Raw genomic sequence first — 19,328 nt, forward strand, 5'->3', positions numbered from 1 at the left:
TTTTCCTGCCCCTGGAAGGCATATCTGTAGCCCTCGGCCCCCAGCAGGCTCTTGCCCGGCATGGGCATCCCGAAGGGATAGTAGTCGCTCCAACTATGGATGTTCGGCTCGTTGCCCACCTTTACAAAGGTTGCCCGTACGTTGCCCAGATGGTCCGTAAGCTCGTAGATGTAGGTCTTTTGGTCGTTCATACCGTTATAGGCGACCCCAATGCGCCCGGCACCATAAATGGGCTGTTCAGCAAGGGCCAGATCGTTGTATATGGCCATTGCCTGCCCCGCCACATTGCGTACATAATGTTGCGTGCGTACCAAATTGTTGTTCCAATAGGTCTCTTTTTTCATTTTGTTGTTCCTGTTGTTGTAAAAGAATTTTAGCAGGGGCATGCCCCCATATCTTGGTGTTCTTAATTGGTTCGGCATCCGTCACTGACGAGTGCTAGCGGGGATGAGTTGGCTTAATCGTGTTTCTTGAACAGTTTCAACTCTCCTACTTTATAGATGCTATCATAGGGCGGGGTCTTGGTCACTATTTCACATATAATAGTATCTTTTAATTCGTTTTGATATCCATAACGAAGTAAAAAAGCACCCTTCAAAGCATCATCATAACTAGGCTCTCTACCAATTTGGTATATGTGACCTGTCGCACTCAAAGTATCGGTATCATTAGTACTTCTCTCGCCATATCTAAAGCTTTTTTCCATGAAAAATTCCAGTTCCTCGACAACTTTAATTGAATCACTTGATTCTACCTTATAATCAAGTTCCATAACGAACACTCCCCTTTTTTTAGATTCTTCGATAGTCTCAGAATATCCTATTCCACCAGATTTTTGATGACCGATTCCTCCTTTGGTAACCAACAAAAAAATGCCAAATAGCAGTACAAAAGACAAGAATATATATAAAATTACTTTTTTCATATTCTTAAATTATCAATCATCCAATGGTGCACCAAAATGACCTTGTCCGACTTCAATATATGGTACCCTGTTATATCTTGTGTTGTTATTATGCCAGCCAAAATTGATGAACCATCTATTTGGGAGTATATTGTTATAGCTACTTTCTATATCGGGTGTTTTAAATCTACCTAAGGCTTTTAGAGCATCTTGAGGAACATCCACACAAGAGGAACCGCAAACATCATAAAAATATCCATTAGCTTGGGTAAAGGCAGCATCATAGGCAATCTCATCTTCCTCGGCGCTGGTTTCCAAACGAATGAAATTGTCATAACGTTCGCCATCTGGGTGTGCTTCTCGATATTGATTGTTCACAATTTGTATAACTTGCGATGCATTCAATCCCGTACCTCTAAAATCGGTTCCTTTACCAGTAAGAGCGTTGTACTCTCGATTCCCTAAATCAGGATTTCTGTTAGGACCACTTAATCCAAATGACGTACCTAAATTTTTATCAGTTCCATTTTTAGAAAGATACCTCCATCCGTCTTTATCGTTGCCTATCAGAACGGCGGCATGACCTAAACCGCCAACGGCCATACTTGAGTTAAGTATTATAACGTCCCTGCCATCTGGATCTCCGTAAAGTATTGGGTTGTTGCCCATGGCCATATAGGGTGATTGAGAAGTCCGTCTTACATCATCGGGGCGTAGCCACCTCAATATTCTTGGGTCATACAATCTGCGTTCAAAAAAGTTGTGGACAGTCTCTTCGTCTTTTTCTGAAAACTGTCCTTGATAACCATATCTGTAATTTCCTATCACGCTACGTCCCGGCATTGGCATGCCTCCGGGATAGTAGTCGCTCCAACTATGGATGTTCGGCTCGTTGCCCACCTTTACAAAGGTTGCCCGTACGTTGCCCAGATGGTCCGTAAGCTCGTAGATGTAGGTCTTTTGGTCGTTAATGCCGTTATAGGCGACCCCAATGCGCCCGGCACCGTAAACGGGCTGTTCGGCAAGGGCCAAATCGGTGTATATGGCCATTGTTTGGCCCGCCACATTGCGCACATAATGTTGGGTGCGTACCAAATTGTTGTTCCAATAGGTCTCTTTTTTCACTCTTTGGTTCCTGTCGTTGTAGAAAAACTTTAGCAGGGGCTCTTCTGCGTGCCATATCTCGGCCACCAGTCCGCTGGCATTATAAATATACGCAATATCCTCAGATTCGTTGCGTACCAATTGCCCTATGGTGTTGTATTGGTAGTTGCCGTCATTTTGGTCGCCTATGTCGTCGGCATCGGGAACATCGCCCATTTCGTCGTCCACCGAGGTCAATCGGTTGGGGCGTTTAATATCGTAATTGTAGGTAAGGTCGTCCATGTGGGTCTTGCCCACCATGTCTCCCTTTCTGCGCAAGAGGGTCTGTATGTTGCCGTTGGCATCGTAGGTAATGTTGGATACGTCATAGGCATTGTCATTACTGGCACCGGGGTCAAAATCGGCCCCGGCGAGCCAATTGTTGCGGTCGTAGCTGTACACATATTGGCTTTCTTGTACATCATTTACCGCCGTTTGCCAGCGTATGCCCTTAATGTTGCCGTTGTACCGGTCCGTTCCCTGTAGTGCGGTAGTGATGTTGGTATTCTCGGTGCGCCGGTAGTCGCCCAAATGGTAGTCCAACTGCATGCCAAAGAGGTCGTTCTGGTCGCCCCCGGGATCTAGTGCGGGGTTCAGTGAGGGGTGGTTAATGCTCTTGAGCTGGCCGCTAAGGCCATATACGTAGTCCACGCCCTGTGCCCCGTCCGCGATCTCGGTACGTACCAGGGTGCCGGCCTCGTTGTAAAGATAGTGGGCCTGTAGGGTAAAGGTATCATCGTCCACCGAGGTTTCCACCTGTTTCAGTTGGTCCCTGTCGTTGTAGGTGTAGCGGTGCACAAACTGGTCTTGTTGCCCTTTTTGGTAGGTCACCTTTTCCACCAGTCCGGTGAGGGGTCCGTACCCGTATTCGATGGTCTTGGTGCCCAATCCTTCAATATGCTGTACCGACCACATTACCCTGCCATAGGCGTCGTAGCTGTAATAGGTGGTGGCGTGGTCGTTGGCGGTCTTGGCCACATTGCCCGCCAAAAAGGAGGGATGTTGGTAACCGGGGTCCAAGTTGTTCAAGAATTCGTTGTCCCCGTTGTCCAGAAAGTCGTAGGTGGTTTGCATGATCTCTCTTTTTTGGGCCTGCGGTAGTGGGGCATTGGGGTCAAGGCCCAAGAGCTCGGTTTTTTCCAAAACCCCGCTTTCCACGGGGCGGCCAAAGCGGTCATAGTCGGTATAGGACACCTCCTCGGCAAGTTGTTGCTCGTTGTTCTGGGAGTAGCGGATCTGCCCGTCGTTCCGGTACAAAAAATTGGATTTGCCCTCATCGGGGCTTGTTTTGCTAACAAGCTGCCCCAAGGTGTTGTATTCGTAGACGGTGGCCAATGGGTCCCCCTTCTCATCTTCAATAGGTTGGTAAGCGGCCACCAACCTGCCTGCCCCGTCATATTCGTTAAGGCTGTAATCGTAGTAATTTATGCGATAATTCACGGTAATTGTATTTGGGTCGTAGCCGTCCAGATCGTTTACGGCAACGCGATAAAAACCGGGTGGCAGATTTGCTGAAGAAGTGGGCTCCACTGCATCGGCAATCAGGTTATACAAGGTTATCCCATTTTCGTTACTAATGGAAATACCGCTTATCCCTTTAGGGATATGTACGTCCACAAAGCCCTGAGACCCTATGGGCAAGCTCATTGGCTGTGATTCAACGCCTTCGGTACCGGATCTGGCCGTTGCCAACAATTTTCCATCGGTATCCACAAACACCACGGTTTCGTTACCGTGTACATCTCGGGTAACGGTCTTTAGGGTCTTTATGTTTTGGTAATTGGCGTCACCGAACGCTTCATTGAGCGAAAGCTCGTTGGTTGCCGGCATGGTAAAGGTATAGGCCTGTGGCCATGTATCTGCAGGGGTTATGCTATTGTCCCCATTGGTATCCACTTTGTTGCCCCCAACCACGGCCAAAGTGGTACCTGGATTTAGGTCGCTGAAAACGGTACGTGAAAAAGGGTAGGGGGTAACGTCTTGGTATTGGTTGGAGGTAACACCGCTATAGTATTGCCCCAGGGGGCTATCAAGGGTAACGGTACCCGGGGCAAAGGGGTCCGCCTCAAAATCGGGAGCGCTGTAGGTTTCGCCCCCCTCGCTGGTGATCAATGCGGGGTGGTGCTGAAATTGCCCTTGCCCGGGTATGGGTGCCGAAAGCGTGGACAGTGCGGGCCTGCCCTGGTAATCGTACAAGGTCGCCTGGCCCCAGATGGCATGGGTGACAGGGTCCCAGCTCTGGGTCTGTACGTGTTTGCCCAAGCAGTTATAGTAACTTCTTGTGTTTCCCTTGAGGTTGGTATCCATATCATAATCCCAAACGGTAATGATGTTCCAGTTTTCTTCTTGGGGGTGTTCCCCGGGAATGGACACGCCCACGGACAGGTCAATGTTATGTCTTGTAAGAACAAGGTTGTCGACAATGTCGCTGGTCATTACACAATGGTAGGTTCCTGCATCTTGAGCGGTGGCGATCACGATCTTATAGTTGGGGGCATCTGCGGCCCCGTTAATGGGCTGCCCGTCCTTGTACCATTGGTAATGGTTTTGGGTGCCGGACATTTGGGTGGTCAAGGTAATGTTGTTCCCTTCAAAAATCTGAAAGGCCTGGGGCTGATCGGTTTTTTGTTGGGGGCTATAGGCAAATGAATTTCCATTATAGTTTTGATGATGGTATTCCAAGTTGCCAAAATCCAGTTTGTTGTTCGCAACATATAATGAAGCAAAGGACTGGTCGGTTATTGCTGTAGGAATATTATTTTCCAGATTATTGTCATGAAGGTACATATTTTCAAGTTCCTCAATATCTGCCAACTCTGGGGGAATGGAACCGGATAGTTGGTTTGAGCTAAGGTCGAGTTGCCATAATTCCGACGAATTGCCCAATTCTGGGGGAATTGGTCCAACAAGTTCATTTGAACTTAGGTTAAGAGCATGCAAACCCCATATATCTCCAAGTTCTGGAGGGATATTTCCACTCAGCTTATTATTGTTGAGATAAAGAGCATCTACATGCAAATTGCCCAATTGGGATGGAATGGCACCGCTTAACTTATTGTTGGATATGTTAAGAAACCCAAGACTGGTAATATTTCCCAGTTCTGCAGGAATGGTACCGTTGAGTTGATTGTATTCTAATTGAAGCATATATAAATTTGTAAAATTTTCCAGTTCTGGGGGAATTGGACCGCTAAGATTATTATTGCTGAGGTTAAATGTTTCCAATATTGTTAGATTTCCCAGTTCTGGCGGAATAGCGCCACTAAGTTCATTTTTACTTAGGTCAAGAGCACCTAGCTGCCATAGATCACCCAATTCTACTGGAATGGCCCCGTCCAATTTATTATTGTACAACGAAAGTATGCCCAGAAATTCCAGATTTCCTATTTCCGGAGGAATTGCTCCGCTCAAATTATTATTGCTAAGATCGAGCCATGTTAAATGTATAAGGTTTTCTATTTCGGGAGGGATTGTACCATCAAGATTGTTACTATAAAGAAAAAGAGTATTCAAGTTTGAAAGATTGCCCAGTTCTGGAGGAATTGGCCCATCAATATTATTTAAAGCAAGGTCTAAATGCATTAAATTTGAAAGATTTTCCAAGGTTACCGGAAGGTTGCCGGACAAATTATTATCATGGAGGTCTAGTCTTTGTAAACCAACCAAGTTGCCAATTTCGTTGGGGATACTTCCCGTAAGTTCGTTGGTCGATAGATTGAGGTACGTAAGATGCACCAAATCTCCAATACTTGCCGGAATGCTTCCCATGAGGTCATTAAACTCCAAATTCAGCTTCGTTACATGGCCATTTGCCACGGTGACCCCGTACCAATCGTTGGTGACCACCCCGTTAAAATCCCATTCATCGCCTATAAAGTTATCGGTTTCGGTGGCCCAATTGGGGCCGTTGGTGGCGTTGTACAGATCTTGTAGTGCCTGTTTTTCGGCAGGGGTCACCTGGGCTACCGCAAATAGCGGGCCCATAAGTAAGCGTAGGGTTAAAACCAGTTTACGTTTCATAATGTTTTTGTTTGGGTGTATATTTTTTTGACTTTTTTACAATTGGTTATCACCACCGCCACCACCACCTTGGCATCCTCCACGTTTGTGGTTGCCTTGGGCTTGGGCCGTTTGTTGTGTGGCCATATCCCTTACAATGCACCAATAGACAGCTCTTTTTCCCGAACAGTTGGTGTTGATGGACCTTGAACTGCTTGGGGTCCAACTTTCGTACGTGGGCTCTAGGTCTCCCGGGCACCCAGCGTCATTGTCGTTGCAGTATTTTACGGACCATCGGTACTCATACTGACCGCTGCCCCAACTGGCGTTGGCGATGATATTGGCATTTTCGGAACTTGGGTTGTCTATCCCCAGCGATAAAGTGAGCGGGTTATTTTCGTCTTCTAGAGGAGAAAGGTCGCTTTTATAGGTATAGTCGTATTCCCTTACTTTTTTAAAGCCTCCGGCGAGTACTTGATCTATATTTAGTACTTCGATATAGATGCGCAGCAATCTTCCGGCCTCGTCATACTCGTATTTGGTTGCCAGGTTGTTCGGCCCTAAAATATCCGTTAGTTCGTCCCATTGGTTGTATACGTAGGAAGTCATTGAGGACATTATGGGATGGAGCCTAAAATCGTCCACAACAGTATTGCCATTGGCCGTTGTTACAGAGACTTGGGTGTTCGGTGCGATGTTGGTATAGAAATTGAGCTGTACCCAATCTCCGGCAAATACTTTTTCGTTGGGGTTGAAGTCTATATTTTGCCCCTCCACCTTGAACCTGACGTTGGCGTGGTTGTCGTTCTTGGCCCACAGCGACATCTTAAACCTCTTTGTAGTTGCGTTGTTGTAGTTTACCGTGGTCACAAAACCCTCCTGTCCGTTTGCGATGGCCAACGCATGATATCCGGTATGGGCATCGTTCGTTATGGATGCGGTCCCTTTGTCCACTTCGCCTCCAAAATGGCCTTGGCCACCGTCGTCCTCGGCGCCCGAGTAAAAGGTCTCTTGATATCCCGAGTTGCTCGTTGCAATGGTCTTGCTTTTGCCGTAACCCATTTTGGAAGCGGCCAAATTTCCATTGATGTCCTTTACTTCCAGTGGGTTTGAAAACTCATCGTATTGGGTAACTTCCGAAAGTTGTTTCCAATGATCGGGCTGCACGGCTTGTGGGTCCGACCAATCAAAACCGTCATCGTCCTGTGCATAGTTGACATAGTACCCGTTGCTGTCGGTTTCCCCGTTCCAGGTAAAGGTCTTGTGCTTGCGCCATACATTGTGGGGCGTAATAAGTTCCACTTCGTTCGGAAACTCTCCTACAAGCGTAGTTACGTTATAAGTCTGGGGATTCCAAGTGGTGATATTGGAGCTTATCTTTTGCCATTCTTCGTTCCCGTCCTGGATTTCGGTCACCGCCATGGCCTGTTGGACCAGCATGTTCTTGTTGGTGGGATTGTCCACTTTGCTGCCCATTTGTGGGAATTTATGGTATGCTGGAACGTTCTTGGACCTTAGTTGCTTGCCATTGCTTAAAAGTGTACTGGACTCGGTTACCTTTCCAGTAAAAAAATCATATTTTAAAAACTGTTGTTGAGAAGTGTATCCATTCGTGGTAATTTTTGTTTCCGATAATACATTTGGAATTTTTTCCTTACTGGATGAAGTCATTGAATACGCTTCCTTAAGTATATCATCTTCCAAAAGCTTATAGGAGTTAAAGGATTCCTGTAAAGCTCCCTGTTGAAAGTCATGGGAGGCAGGTAAATAGGTGTTTTCAATTTGATATATCTTTTGATTTTCAGAGTTGTACTCCGCGGATTTGACCAACCTTCCAATGCTGGCCGAATAATCCTTTACTTCAAACTTGGAAAAGTTCATGTCCACATCTTCCTCATTTAAAGAAACATCTAAAAAACTATCATCCTGTAACCGATTAATTTCAAAAGCATTTTTTACCAATACCCCATTTTGGGTATACTCCAACGGCTTTGGGATATTGAATTGATAGGACTTCTTAGCTATTAGGTTGTCATTGGCATCCCGTCTTTCAGTGGTAACATGCTCATAGATGACCATAGGGTTGGGCAGCTCTGATATATAAGGGATTACCCTCCCTCTTTTTGAGGGTGCGTAAGACGTTACTCCTGACTCCATATTGTCCTGATTTGTATAATTGTAGACGGTTTTTGTGTTGTAAGAATCAGAAGCTGTTTCTATTTTTTTGACCCTAACGCCTCCGCCTTGGGCAATATTCAAGGGTTCTTTTTGAGCAAAAATTCGATAACGCGCCCTATTTTGACCTTCCGCAGGTCTTTCACAAGAGTTTTCATCTTTTTCTGCAAACCAATCAGCTGTCATATCTACTACATGGTTGTATTCATTGTTATAGAATACCCAATCTTTTTTACTGCAATTTTCATATTCCCTGCCCCATTGCTTATTTTTATTGGGGAGTGAAAAAACCAATAGGTTTGGTGATACCAGTTGTACCAGACAATTATTGGTGGCAAAGTCCCCGATCCAGTTGCTTTCGGTATTGGTATAGTGCCAAAAAAGGACATCGATTTCTGTAGTTTGTCCTTCTTCAAAATATTCTGTAAAATTTACATGGTATTTCTCTTGAACATCGGGATTGTTCCGAAAGCTCAAAGTCTTGGGACCATTGGCAGTGCCTTCAAACTTAAACTCCAAACTATAATCAAAGTAGGTGGTAGGACTCGCATATTCAGTTGTATATTGATCGTTTTCATAGGTGATTTCTATGGAGCTGCCCAAGGGCGTGGTAATGTTGTTTAGACTATACATCATGGTCTGACTTTTATAATATCCCCAATCGTCCATATCATCTTTATCGAAGAAAGTATTTTTGGAGTAGTAGTCAAATTGATAGGGCGGGATCAACTGCACACCTCCCTTTCCTAAAGTCGATATAGAATTTAAGGTTAGTTTTCCTGGCAAGTTTATGTTATTTGAGATTTCCCTACCCAATGGATATGTTTCATCATAATTAAGGTCAATGGTTTTAAGCGTTTTAGGGTTTAATGACTCAAAGTCGATGTCATTAGTGTTCAAAACATTGTTATGGTATTCTCCATGCCAGGTAATTTCTGGAACTACTTCTCCTGTTTTGGAACCGAGCGAATTCCCTCCACCATATGGATAAATGGAAATTTTCGCATCAGCAAACATAGTTCCACCATATGTTGAAGCTGAATCATTATTATTATGTTTTTGAATCTCTTCGGCATCGCCATTTTTCAATAAGATGACTTTTTCCAGTCTTAAGGATTTTTGCTGCTCCAATTGCGCATAGAACCAAAATTCTGATTTAGAATAATTATTGGGCCAATCGTCTGTATATATCATTTCTATATTTAAATGTGTACCTTGAAAATAACGCATATTGTCAGGAGTCAATACGTACTTTCTTGCATGAGGGAGGTTATAATATTTAGGGTTTTCCCCTTCTGATATTTGAGTTGTATAACTTTTATTGTCTTCGCGCTCCCCTTTAACAAACAAGGCTGTATGCGTTCTGGTTTTTACTTTATCCAAATAATAGACTTCCTTGATGCCCCAAGAATAGGATGTTGTATTGCTGTCCGTATGAAATCCAATGTTAGGTGATCTCCAGGCAAATCCATCGCTCCATTTGCCATATTCAAAATCCACCCAATACCCATAATCCTGTTCATCCACCCTATTATTACCATTTTTATCAATATAGTCTGGACCTGTTATAGCTGTTAACAACCAATGGGTAGCATAAGGTTCGAACTGTTGTTGTTCAAAAAATTTATCCTCACTGTCATCCTCAAAGTTGGCAACTCTTTTGAATTCTGCCTTATGATAAACAGGGAGAGAGTAGTGGTATGTTTTTCCATCTAATGTAGTAACCCTAAAAGCGCCTACACCCTTTTCAGGAACGGATTCAGCACTCCTATTAAAGCCTGTGGCAGAAGGAGTTATGATTAAAGATTCCGACTCATTGATTTCTTCATTGGTGAAAGCCTCAATAAACCTTCCCTTTTTTAACCTCTCGCTTTCTACATTATATGATATAAAAAGTTCTCCATCAATTTCACTGCTGTCATCAAAGATTTTGTCCGTAGTAAAGAATTCGGTGGGATAATCATAGTTGATGTTTTGCTGGGGTGAATTCCAATTTCCAGAACCTGTTTTAAGATATGACGTATATTCATTTTCAAAATAAAAATGTACATTCCCTTGATCGATACTTTTGGAAAAATTTTTATCTCCATCATTTGGTTTTAAAAATTCTAACCTTGTTGCTGGAAGGTCTTTCCAATGATTATCCCAGACCGTCCTCATAGTTGTGCTTGGCATATACAATGCTCCTTCCTCTAATAATTTAGGTGATATGGTACCTCCGATGCCTTGTGCCGTAATTTGGTAACTATCATAACTCATGAATGAAAAATTTGAATTTCTGTGTTGTGCTTCAGTGTCAGCCTCATAAAGAGCCTCATAGGAATCTAGACCCATACGCTTTGAGTCAATTAGGGATTGGTAAGATTCTTCAATATTTCCAGCGTAAAGCGCTCCATTGTGCACTGCATAATTGGCATCAAAAGCCCATAATTTTGTTTTTTGATACGAAAAGTCGAGTGAAGCTAACCCTTTAGCAAAAGGTATGGGAATTTTTATCGCAAATCCAGAGACATCTGCATGAATATTGGAACTTAAATTGTTTCCTCCACCCAAAGGCAGGCCTATTCCTCCTATGGATATGGAAGAAGAAAGAGAACCTTTTGAACTGAGTGAAATACCCGTTCCAAAAGCACCTCTTCCTATCCCTGCACCTATAGTACCACTAAGCCCTCCTCCTTTAAAGCTTTGAAATAAGGATGCGCCCCCATTCACATTGTAAGCATCATTCTTTCCAAAATCATAGCCTACTGAAGTACCCAGACCTATACCATTTGTACCTAGATAACCATTGACGGAAACCATGTCGGATACCCCAACACTTCCTCCAACCCCAAAATCATAGGTGGTTTCACCTCCGGTTGCTTTGAAAGAGCTATAATTGAATGATGTTGAAAGGCTGATTGCTTTATAATTTACAGATACCCCAAAAGATAGATTTTTGGCAATGCCAATATCATTATACAGCATACTATATTTCTTAGTTTCCAACCAATCATCAGGAACTCCTGAAACGCTTCTGTTTATAGCTCCGGGATTAAGATTCCAGCCCAACCCTACCCAAGAGGCCTCTTGGTCAAGACCTATTCCTGCATGGTACGAAAGTGCCAAGGGATAACCACCTTCTGGGGAGGGTACATTTAATAATGGCATTACATAACTGAAATCTCCAGTGGCCAGGTTCACCATATCGGTGGCGTCCACGGGTTCAAAACTGGCCGCCTCAGGGGAAGTGGGTCCATTGTTTGAAGCATATAGCAGATTAATGGGCATTAAAGACGTTAAAAAATTCAAGGTCAAAAACACAGCAATGATCCTTTGAGATGGTTTGGTAGGTTTCAATTTCATTTGGGTGTTATTTTTAATTAATTATGTTTACCATTGAATATGTTGTGCTATGTTTTAGTCCTTTTTATTGATAGAAGATGCATTGCTTTAAAAATTCAATAGAGGCTGTTGCTTTATCTTTTCAGGGTCAATTTTAAATGAAATTTCTCCTGTGTTAAATCCAAGGTCCTTAATGGTAAAGAGCATGTAGGCTTGTTCCATTGTGACGGAATTTTTTTCGTATACCAGTAGCATCTCCGTACCAGTTCCCATACCATAGGTTCTTGGGTGCACATAATCAAGAAGAGGTAGTGTATCCCGGCTTTGGGAAATTAGATGTACTTTTTCTGCCATACCAAAGGAAAATTGGTTGACCATGGTACCGAACTTGGCACGACTTCCCAGATTTTGACTTAACAATTCCCTTCCATTGACACTCATACTCAGATTGAAATAGAGGTAGTCCCTATATTTTTTTCTGAGTTGGTTGATCCTTTTGTTAGCATTTCTGTTTTGAACAAATTGCGAGACCATTAAATCCGTTGGTCTGTAGGTCAATGAATAATCGATTCCATTGACTGATTTCTGAAAATGATAGCCATTGTCAGTGTTTTTAAGATAAGCAAGCAGCTCATCTTTGGAATCGAAGGACTTTGGTCCGCAGGCAGAAACAACTGATGCCAAAAAAATGAAAACCATAAATTTTACGTACCTATTTTCCATTATATTGCTCGTTTAGGCCAATCAAAACTTTGTCCGTTAAGTCCGTACCTTCTTCAGCATACATGATATTTCCGTTCCCTTGGGCTCCAAAAATGATATGGTGACCATGATTTTTACCATAATTTTTAACATAAGAGTTGATATCATTGACAATGGTCTGGGTCATTTTTTGGTCTTCTTCCTGTATTTGCTTTTGAACAGTTTGTTGGTAGTTGTTGATCTGTTGTTGTTTGTTCTGTAGCAGTTCCTGTTTCAAGGCCAGTTCTTTTTTGGTCATGGAAGAACGTTCTTTTTCGTAGGCTTTGAGTTCGTTTTGCCAATCAAGCATTAAGCTGTCCACATTGGCTTTCATAACTGTGGTTCTCTCGTTAAAGTCCTTTCTGTCCACTTCTGTTCTAGTGTAACTTTCAAGCAGCCTGTTGACATCGACATAGACCAATTCTGATGTGGATCGTGAAATAAAAAATGTTGCAACACTTACCATAAGTGCCAATATAGATAGGGGAATTGCTAACTTACTTATAGTGCTGATTGCACTTTTGTTCATCATAGGCTTATTTTTCATTGGTTTTGTATTTGGGAGATGTATTCAATTTGATTTATATATCGTTTTCGTTGTACCCTATCTTCCAATGGGTTTCTTGATATTTTCGATACTGGATGAAACATATTGTTCAATGTTAACTGTACTATTGAACCAATTTTTTGGGAAGCGGTGTGGGACTCTCTTGTCTATTTTGAGAGAAAAAAGTCGTTCAACACATATGAGAATGATAATTGCTTACTCATCAAAGTGAATAGAATATCACGGATACTTCAAAACAAGAAATTTGTAGATGGACTGTTCAACATTTGTTGGACATACATCGTTTTTTTGAAAAGAAAGAAAATTGAAGAAGGGCATAGCTCTGTAATTAAGATTATTACTTTTTAATATATTTGGGCTATGCTGCTATCTTATTAATTTCGTAAGAAATCTCGTCAAATATATAATTTTTTTTAATACAGTGAGATTGTTCTTGAAAACTTGAAACTACTGAAAATAGGTTTTATTAAAATATCAATAGTTGCATTACCCTAACTTCGTCACCTCTTGTATTTGCTAAAGCTTAATTAGGGTAAAAGGCACACGTTTTTTGGAAACATCTTGTAGAAATGCCCTATTTACGCTAGAAAGTACCTATATGAAATTGTAGGTCAAATAAATTAGGTTTAACCTAAAAAAGAATCTATGTGTTCAATTCGACTTTACTCCTGCATGGTATGGTATACGTTCTGTACATCATCATCTTCCTCGATTTTTTCCAAGAGTTTCTCAACGTCTGCAATCTGTTCTTCTGAGAGTTCTTTGGTAACTTGTGGAATGCGTTCAAATCCAGACGAAAGAATTTCTATTTCACGGGATTCCAATTCTTTTTGAATATCCCCAAAACTTTCGAAAGGGGCATAAATTAGAATACCGTCTTCGTCCACAAAAACCTCTTCGGCACCAAAATCGATCATTTCCAGTTCCAATTCTTCGGGGTCTATGTCTTCGCCCGCTATTCTGAAGTTACAGGTATGGTCGAACATAAACTCTACCGAGCCCGAAGTACCCAAACTACCGTTGCACTTATTAAAATAACTGCGAATGTTCGCCACGGTTCTGGTGTTGTTATCGGTAGCGGTTTCAATAAGAATGGCAATACCATGTGGCGCATATCCTTCAAACAAAACCTCCTTGTAATCCCCTTGGTTCTTATCGGAAGCTCTTTTAATTGCCCGCTCAATATTGTCCTTGGGCATGTTGACCGACTTTGCATTTTGAATCACCGCACGTAACCTAGAGTTGGCATCAGGGTCGGGACCACCCTCTTTAACTGCCATGACAATATCTTTTCCAATTCTGGTAAACGCTTTGGACATAGCCGCCCAGCGCTTCATTTTTCGTGCTTTTCTAAATTCAAATGCTCTTCCCATACATGAGTTTTGGTTACGAATAGTGGCAAATTTAACAAAAAAAGACCCCTTGGCAAGTATGTTTTAAAAGGAGTTCCTATTTGTTACTTACGATACTTTCCATGCGTTTGGCAAGGTCAAAATCCTTTTGTGTAATACCATCGGCATCATGGGTATTCAATTTTATGGTAAGATTGTTATATACGTTTTCCCAGTTGGGATGATGGTTTAATTCTTCACATTCAAACGCAATTTGGGTCATAAGCGCAAAGGTTTCTTTGAAATCCTTAAATTGAAATGATTTGTGTATAAAATCACCATCATAATCCCATCCATTTAGCTTTTTTAATGATTCATTTATCTGGGTTTCGTTTAACTTTTCCATATCATATTGTTTTCAAGTTTATAAGAATTGAAAAATAGTAGAGACACTGGTAAAGTTAATCAACGGTAAGGTGATGGTCAATAATATCTTGATAACGTATCCTTAAATTTTTAGGAAGCTTATTGTCTTTGGGCAATGCGGCCAAGTACCTGTCCTCATTGGTGGTAAATACCCTTTTTAGCAATGGATGGTGATTTCCGATGCGTTTGATGACTTCTTTGATAAATTCTTCATGCTGGATTAAATCTATACTGCCCAAGTGAAAAATTCCTGTTTTGTCCCTATTGATCAGATAATGGATTTGCTGTGTAAGCCTGTCATCGTTGGTGACATTGATAATGAGATTTGGAAAAACCTCAATGGGTTCGTTGTTTTCCAGATTCGATTTGATTTCCTTTATTCTGGGCGACGTATTCCCAAAGACCATAGGAACCCTAAGAATGGCAGTTTTTTCCTTAGGCAACCGCATCATCATGTTCTCAATTTTAATCTTGAGCCTGCCATAGACACTTTCCGATAGGGTTTTGTCGGACTCATAGGAAGGAAATTTGCTATAGGCATCAAAGACGTTGGCGGAAGAAATAAAATACAGTTTACATCTATGCTGGATAAGATATTCCATTACATGTTGATGCGCCTGTACCTGTGCCCCAAAGCTTCCGCGTAAAGCAGAGATTATAAAATCTGGACGCACTTTGTCAAGGATTTGAAAAATATCGTCTTCTTCCAAATCGTATCGGTAGAATTGTTGATTATCAGAAAAAGACCTATTCGAAAAATAGGTGCCGTACGTATTAAAATAGGAACAAAGTTCTTTATAGATAACATTGCCTATAAAACCACTTGCACCAAGTATCAGTATCTTTTTTTTGTTCAATTATTAAAATATTGACAAACCAGTTTCGGTCGTTAATTTTTCCAAAGCCCACATGCCGAGCTTTGAATTTCCTTTTTCATTTAATCCAGGCGCCCAAGTAGCCACACAGAATTCATTGGGCAACAATGCTACGATTCCCCCGCCAACACCACTTTTTCCGGGCAAGCCCACTTCAAAGGCAAATTCTCCAGCCTCATCGTAAAATCCACAGGTAAGCATTATTGCGTTTATACGTTTTACTTGTGATAGTGTAAGATGGGTATTGTTTCTAAGGCATTTGCCTCTGTTCATGAACATGTAAAAAACCTTGACCAATTGTTCGCAAGACATAGTTAACGAACATGAATAAAAATAAAAATCCAGTACCCTTTCAACGTCGTTTTCAAGGTTTCCAAAAGATTTGATCAGATTGGCCGCAGCATAGTTTCTGAACCCTGTTCTCATTTCTGATTCAGCAACTTTTTCATCGTAGGTTATAGTCGGGTCATTAGCTATATCTTGGACATATTTCAAAAAATCCAATTTTGGATTTTCCAATCTTGAAATCAAAACATCGCAAACAACTATTGCTCCAGCATTTATAAGCGGATTCCGTGGTACACCATTCTCCATTTCCAAGAGCGATAGGTGGTTGAACGGATCTCCCGACGGTTCCACACCAACACGTTTCCACAATGTTTCTCCCACATGTGACATTACCATGGACAAGGTCAATACTTTACTGATACTTTGTATTGAAAAGTTTTCTTGGGCATCTCCTGCACTGTACATATTCCCAATATCATCTAAAATGGCGACACCAAATTTAGTAGGGTCTACGACCGATAGTTCAGGAATATAGTCAGCTACTTCGCCCTTATTGGTCTGTTGTTTGGCTTCTTGAAAAATAGCATCCAATATGGGCTGAAAATTTGCCATTTACGCTTTATAAAATGGAAGTTTTACAATTGTGGCAGGCACCTTGTTCTTACGTATCTGGATATTGATTGTGGTATCTATTTTTGAGTGTTCGGTAGAAACGTACCCTAGGCCAATTCCTTTGGAAAGAGAAGGGGACATTGTTCCAGAAGTCACATTGCCAATTTCATTTCCAGCCTCGTCAACTATAGTATATCCATTTCTTGGAATACCTTTTTCCTCTAACCGAAATGCCACCAACTTTCTTTTTGGCCCTTCCTCTTTCTGCTTGGCCAGAGCTTCACGGTTTACAAAATCCTTGGTGAATTTGGTAACCCAGCCCAATCCAGCTTCGAGAGGGGAGGTTGTATCATCAATATCATTTCCGTAAAGGCAATAGCCCATTTCCAGTCTAAGCGTATCGCGAGCCGCCAGACCTATTGGTTGTATTCCGAAATCAGCGCCAGCTTCCAATACTTTATCCCATACCTGTTCCACCTCGGAGTTCTTACAGTAAATTTCAAAACCTCCTGAACCTGTATAGCCTGTTGCAGAGATAATCACATGAGCTATCCCCGCAAAATCCCCAACAACAAAGTTGTAAAATTTTATAGCCGAAAGGTCAATCGAGGATAACGATTGCATGGCTTCAACAGCTTTTGGTCCTTGAATGGCCAATAACGAGTATTCATCCGAAATGTCTCGCATTGTAGCCCCAATACCTTCATTGTATTTTGAGATATGGTTCCAATCTTTTTCTATATTGGAAGCATTCACCACCAAAAGATAGGTTTCTTCCTTTATTTTATAAATAATTAAATCATCAACGATTCCTCCTATCTCGTTTGGCAAGCAGCTGTATTGTGCCTTTCCAACCACTAGCTTGGAGGCATCGTTCGACGAAACTTTTTGTATCAATTCCAGAGCTTTGGGGCCTTCAATTAAAAATTCGCCCATATGGGATACGTCGAATACACCAACGGCCTTTCTTACGGTTTCATGTTCAATATTTACACCTTCATAGGAAACGGGCATGTTATAGCCCGCAAAGGGAACCATTTTTGCACCTAAGGAAGTATGGATTTTGGTTAGTGCCGTATCTTTCATAATTCAATTTTAGTCTCTGCAAAAATATTGAAATAAAGGACGAATTAGGAGACCGATTTGGAATGTTTTGAACTAAATGTTGTTGAAGGTTTATTAGGGTAAAAAATCAGTTTCACAGTAAAACATTTCGTATAGTGAGCTTAAACTTAATCTTTCCTCTCCGTAGCTTTTTATAATTCATTTTCAAGTTTAGATCAAACTATATTGATTTGATAAAATATCCATAAATACCTAAACCCCACATATCATTAGGTTTAGGATGGCAAATAACTTTATTATGCAGAAGGTTGGTATTTGCTATAAATTCAATAGCAGGCCATTCAAATGTTAAAAAAATAACATTTTATCGATTTTTCTTACACAAAATGAAGAATATACATTTTTAACAGTATATTTGGTTATCCAAATTGGTAAACCAATCTGATTAACCAATTTGCACAACGTTTCTGAATTATTAATTAAACAACACTATCATGAATTACTTTGAAAATTTTTTTCTGCAAATTCCTAAAATAATCACTGCCTGCTGCCTACTATTACTAATTGGCTGCTCGGATAGCACTCTTGAAGAAGATGTTGAAGCCAATGCCCAAGAAGAATTTATAGTAGCAGAATTGACTACTGGCACAATCCAAGCCGAAGATTACGATGCGCAGAACGGTATTAGCGTTGTAAACGGTTCAAAAGTTGGCTACATACAAAACAATGACTGGATCAGATTTGAGGATTTTGATTTTTCCGGTGCAAACTCTGTTTCCGTTAGGGCTGCTAGTGATAGAAGTGGCGGAACGATAGAATTTAGGGCAGGAGGTCCAAGTAGCGACCTACTTGGAACGGTAAATATATCCAACACTGGAGGATGGAATGCTATGCAAACCTTTACGGGAAGTATGAACGATAACTCCAATAATTCTGATCTTTACCTGGTTTTTAAAGGCGGTAGTGGTTATTTATTTGATGTTGATTCGTTTAGTTTTAGCGGATCAGGTAGTACACCACCTTCTGGAAATGCAGGAATACCTTCGGATTTGATGCCCAATTGTAACCAATGGAAAATCACCTATCCTGATGGGTCAGAGGACAAAACACTTTGTGGTGAGGGTAACAACGAGTATTTCTTTGTGAACGGATCAGGAAATGGTATAGTTTTTAGGGCCCCTATTCGAACAAATAATGGCACTACACCTAATTCAGATTATGTGCGTTCTGAATTTAGAGAGCGTAAAGAGGATGGAAGTTCAGATATCTATTGGAATACCAATGGCACACACTTTATTTACGTAAAACAGGCCATCACGCATTTACCGATTGTAAAAGACCATTTAGTGGCAACCCAGATACATGGAAATAAGTCAGAAGGAATAGACGATTCTATGGTTTTGCGTTTGGAAGGGGACCACTTGTTCCTAAGTTTTAATGGAGGAGTATTGAGAAACGATCTTACCATAAAAAGGGGGTACACTTTGGGAACGGTTCACGAAGTGATTTTTGAAGTAATAAACGGTAGGCACTATTGCTATTATAGTGAGGATGGGAATTTAAAGAGTGCCTATGACAGTGGTTCGGCTTCTTCCTATTTGGTCAAAGATGGTAGTAATTCGGTATTAATGGACATAGACTATGGAGATGCTTATTTTAAAATCGGCAACTACACCCAAAGTAATGCAAATAGGGAAGGAAGTAACGCAAACGACCCCGACAACTACGGAGAAGTCGTGGTATATGATTACGATCTAGACCATACAAATTAAATAGTTAGCTGGATCTGGAATGGATAAGGGCGGATTTTTAAATCTGCCCTTTTTTTACTTTATTTCTTGACTTATTCTAAACAAGCCATCAATTATTGAAAATCA

Annotated in this window: 12 protein-coding genes; 1 reads left to right on the forward strand and 11 read right to left on the reverse strand. The window is 41.4% G+C overall.

The window, feature by feature from the left end:
• From KIM67_RS17955 to gcvT, 11 genes are all read right to left on the reverse strand, one after another.
• Positions 1-344, reverse strand: a 344-nt coding sequence (locus tag KIM67_RS17955; protein WP_213832941.1) for a hypothetical protein, incomplete at its 3' end; no start/stop codon positions are given.
• A 113-nt stretch (positions 345-457) separates the two neighbouring features.
• Positions 458-925 (reverse strand): hypothetical protein, encoded by a 468-nt coding sequence (locus tag KIM67_RS17960; protein ID WP_213832942.1) that lies wholly within the window; start codon positions 923-925, stop codon positions 458-460.
• Positions 926-937: 12 nt separating this feature from the next.
• Positions 938-6,067 (reverse strand): RHS repeat-associated core domain-containing protein, encoded by a 5,130-nt coding sequence (locus KIM67_RS17965; RefSeq protein WP_213832943.1) that lies wholly within the window; start codon positions 6,065-6,067, stop codon positions 938-940.
• Positions 6,068-6,103: 36 nt separating this feature from the next.
• A complete protein-coding gene (locus tag KIM67_RS17970; protein ID WP_213832944.1) occupies positions 6,104-11,566 on the reverse strand; it encodes a hypothetical protein in 5,463 nt (1,820 codons plus the stop codon).
• An 87-nt stretch (positions 11,567-11,653) separates the two neighbouring features.
• Positions 11,654-12,268: a hypothetical protein gene (locus tag KIM67_RS17975; RefSeq protein ID WP_213832945.1), complete on the reverse strand. Its 615-nt coding sequence runs from the start codon at positions 12,266-12,268 to the stop codon at positions 11,654-11,656.
• Positions 12,258-12,833, reverse strand: a complete 576-nt coding sequence (locus KIM67_RS17980; RefSeq protein ID WP_250149318.1) for an OmpH family outer membrane protein — start codon at positions 12,831-12,833, stop codon at positions 12,258-12,260. Before KIM67_RS17980 ends, KIM67_RS17975 begins: the two co-directional genes overlap by 11 nt.
• Positions 12,834-13,516: 683 nt before the next feature.
• Complete coding sequence (locus KIM67_RS17985) at positions 13,517-14,227, reverse strand: YebC/PmpR family DNA-binding transcriptional regulator (RefSeq protein WP_163419312.1); 711 nt, start codon at positions 14,225-14,227, stop codon at positions 13,517-13,519.
• 76 nt (positions 14,228-14,303) lie between these two features.
• Positions 14,304-14,591 carry a 4a-hydroxytetrahydrobiopterin dehydratase gene (locus KIM67_RS17990; protein ID WP_213832946.1) on the reverse strand — a complete coding sequence of 96 codons (288 nt, stop codon included), beginning with the start codon at positions 14,589-14,591 and terminating at the stop codon, positions 14,304-14,306.
• Positions 14,592-14,646: 55 nt separating this feature from the next.
• Positions 14,647-15,468, reverse strand: coding sequence for a sugar nucleotide-binding protein (locus KIM67_RS17995; RefSeq protein WP_213832947.1), 822 nt, complete (start codon positions 15,466-15,468; stop codon positions 14,647-14,649).
• A 3-nt stretch (positions 15,469-15,471) separates the two neighbouring features.
• Entirely contained in the window at positions 15,472-16,386 is a 915-nt protein-coding gene (locus KIM67_RS18000; RefSeq protein WP_213832948.1) for a glutaminase, read from the reverse strand.
• A complete protein-coding gene (gene gcvT, locus KIM67_RS18005) occupies positions 16,387-17,472 on the reverse strand; it encodes a glycine cleavage system aminomethyltransferase GcvT (protein ID WP_213832949.1) in 1,086 nt (361 codons plus the stop codon).
• Positions 17,473-17,945: 473 nt separating this feature from the next.
• On the opposite strand from gcvT, the gene KIM67_RS18735 reads away from it, so the two are divergent.
• Positions 17,946-19,223 carry a carbohydrate-binding protein gene (locus KIM67_RS18735; protein WP_298869689.1) on the forward strand — a complete coding sequence of 426 codons (1,278 nt, stop codon included), beginning with the start codon at positions 17,946-17,948 and terminating at the stop codon, positions 19,221-19,223.
• Positions 19,224-19,328: the final 105 nt, after the last annotated feature.

This window comes from Flagellimonas sp. 389, assembly GCF_018449435.1.
Classification (GTDB): Bacteria; Bacteroidota; Bacteroidia; order Flavobacteriales; family Flavobacteriaceae; genus Flagellimonas.

Coding starts and splice junctions, on each gene's coding strand:
- KIM67_RS17960 (WP_213832942.1), bottom strand. CDS start 925: ATGAAAAAAGTAATTTTATATATATTCTTGTCTTTTGTACTGCTATTT.
- KIM67_RS17965 (WP_213832943.1), bottom strand. CDS start 6,067: ATGAAACGTAAACTGGTTTTAACCCTACGCTTACTTATGGGCCCGCTA.
- KIM67_RS17970 (WP_213832944.1), bottom strand. CDS start 11,566: ATGAAATTGAAACCTACCAAACCATCTCAAAGGATCATTGCTGTGTTT.
- KIM67_RS17975 (WP_213832945.1), bottom strand. CDS start 12,268: ATGGAAAATAGGTACGTAAAATTTATGGTTTTCATTTTTTTGGCATCA.
- KIM67_RS17980 (WP_250149318.1), bottom strand. CDS start 12,833: ATGAAAAATAAGCCTATGATGAACAAAAGTGCAATCAGCACTATAAGT.
- KIM67_RS17985 (WP_163419312.1), bottom strand. CDS start 14,227: ATGGGAAGAGCATTTGAATTTAGAAAAGCACGAAAAATGAAGCGCTGG.
- KIM67_RS17990 (WP_213832946.1), bottom strand. CDS start 14,591: ATGGAAAAGTTAAACGAAACCCAGATAAATGAATCATTAAAAAAGCTA.
- KIM67_RS18000 (WP_213832948.1), bottom strand. CDS start 16,386: ATGGCAAATTTTCAGCCCATATTGGATGCTATTTTTCAAGAAGCCAAA.
- gcvT (WP_213832949.1), bottom strand. CDS start 17,472: ATGAAAGATACGGCACTAACCAAAATCCATACTTCCTTAGGTGCAAAA.
- KIM67_RS18735 (WP_298869689.1), top strand. CDS start 17,946: ATGAATTACTTTGAAAATTTTTTTCTGCAAATTCCTAAAATAATCACT.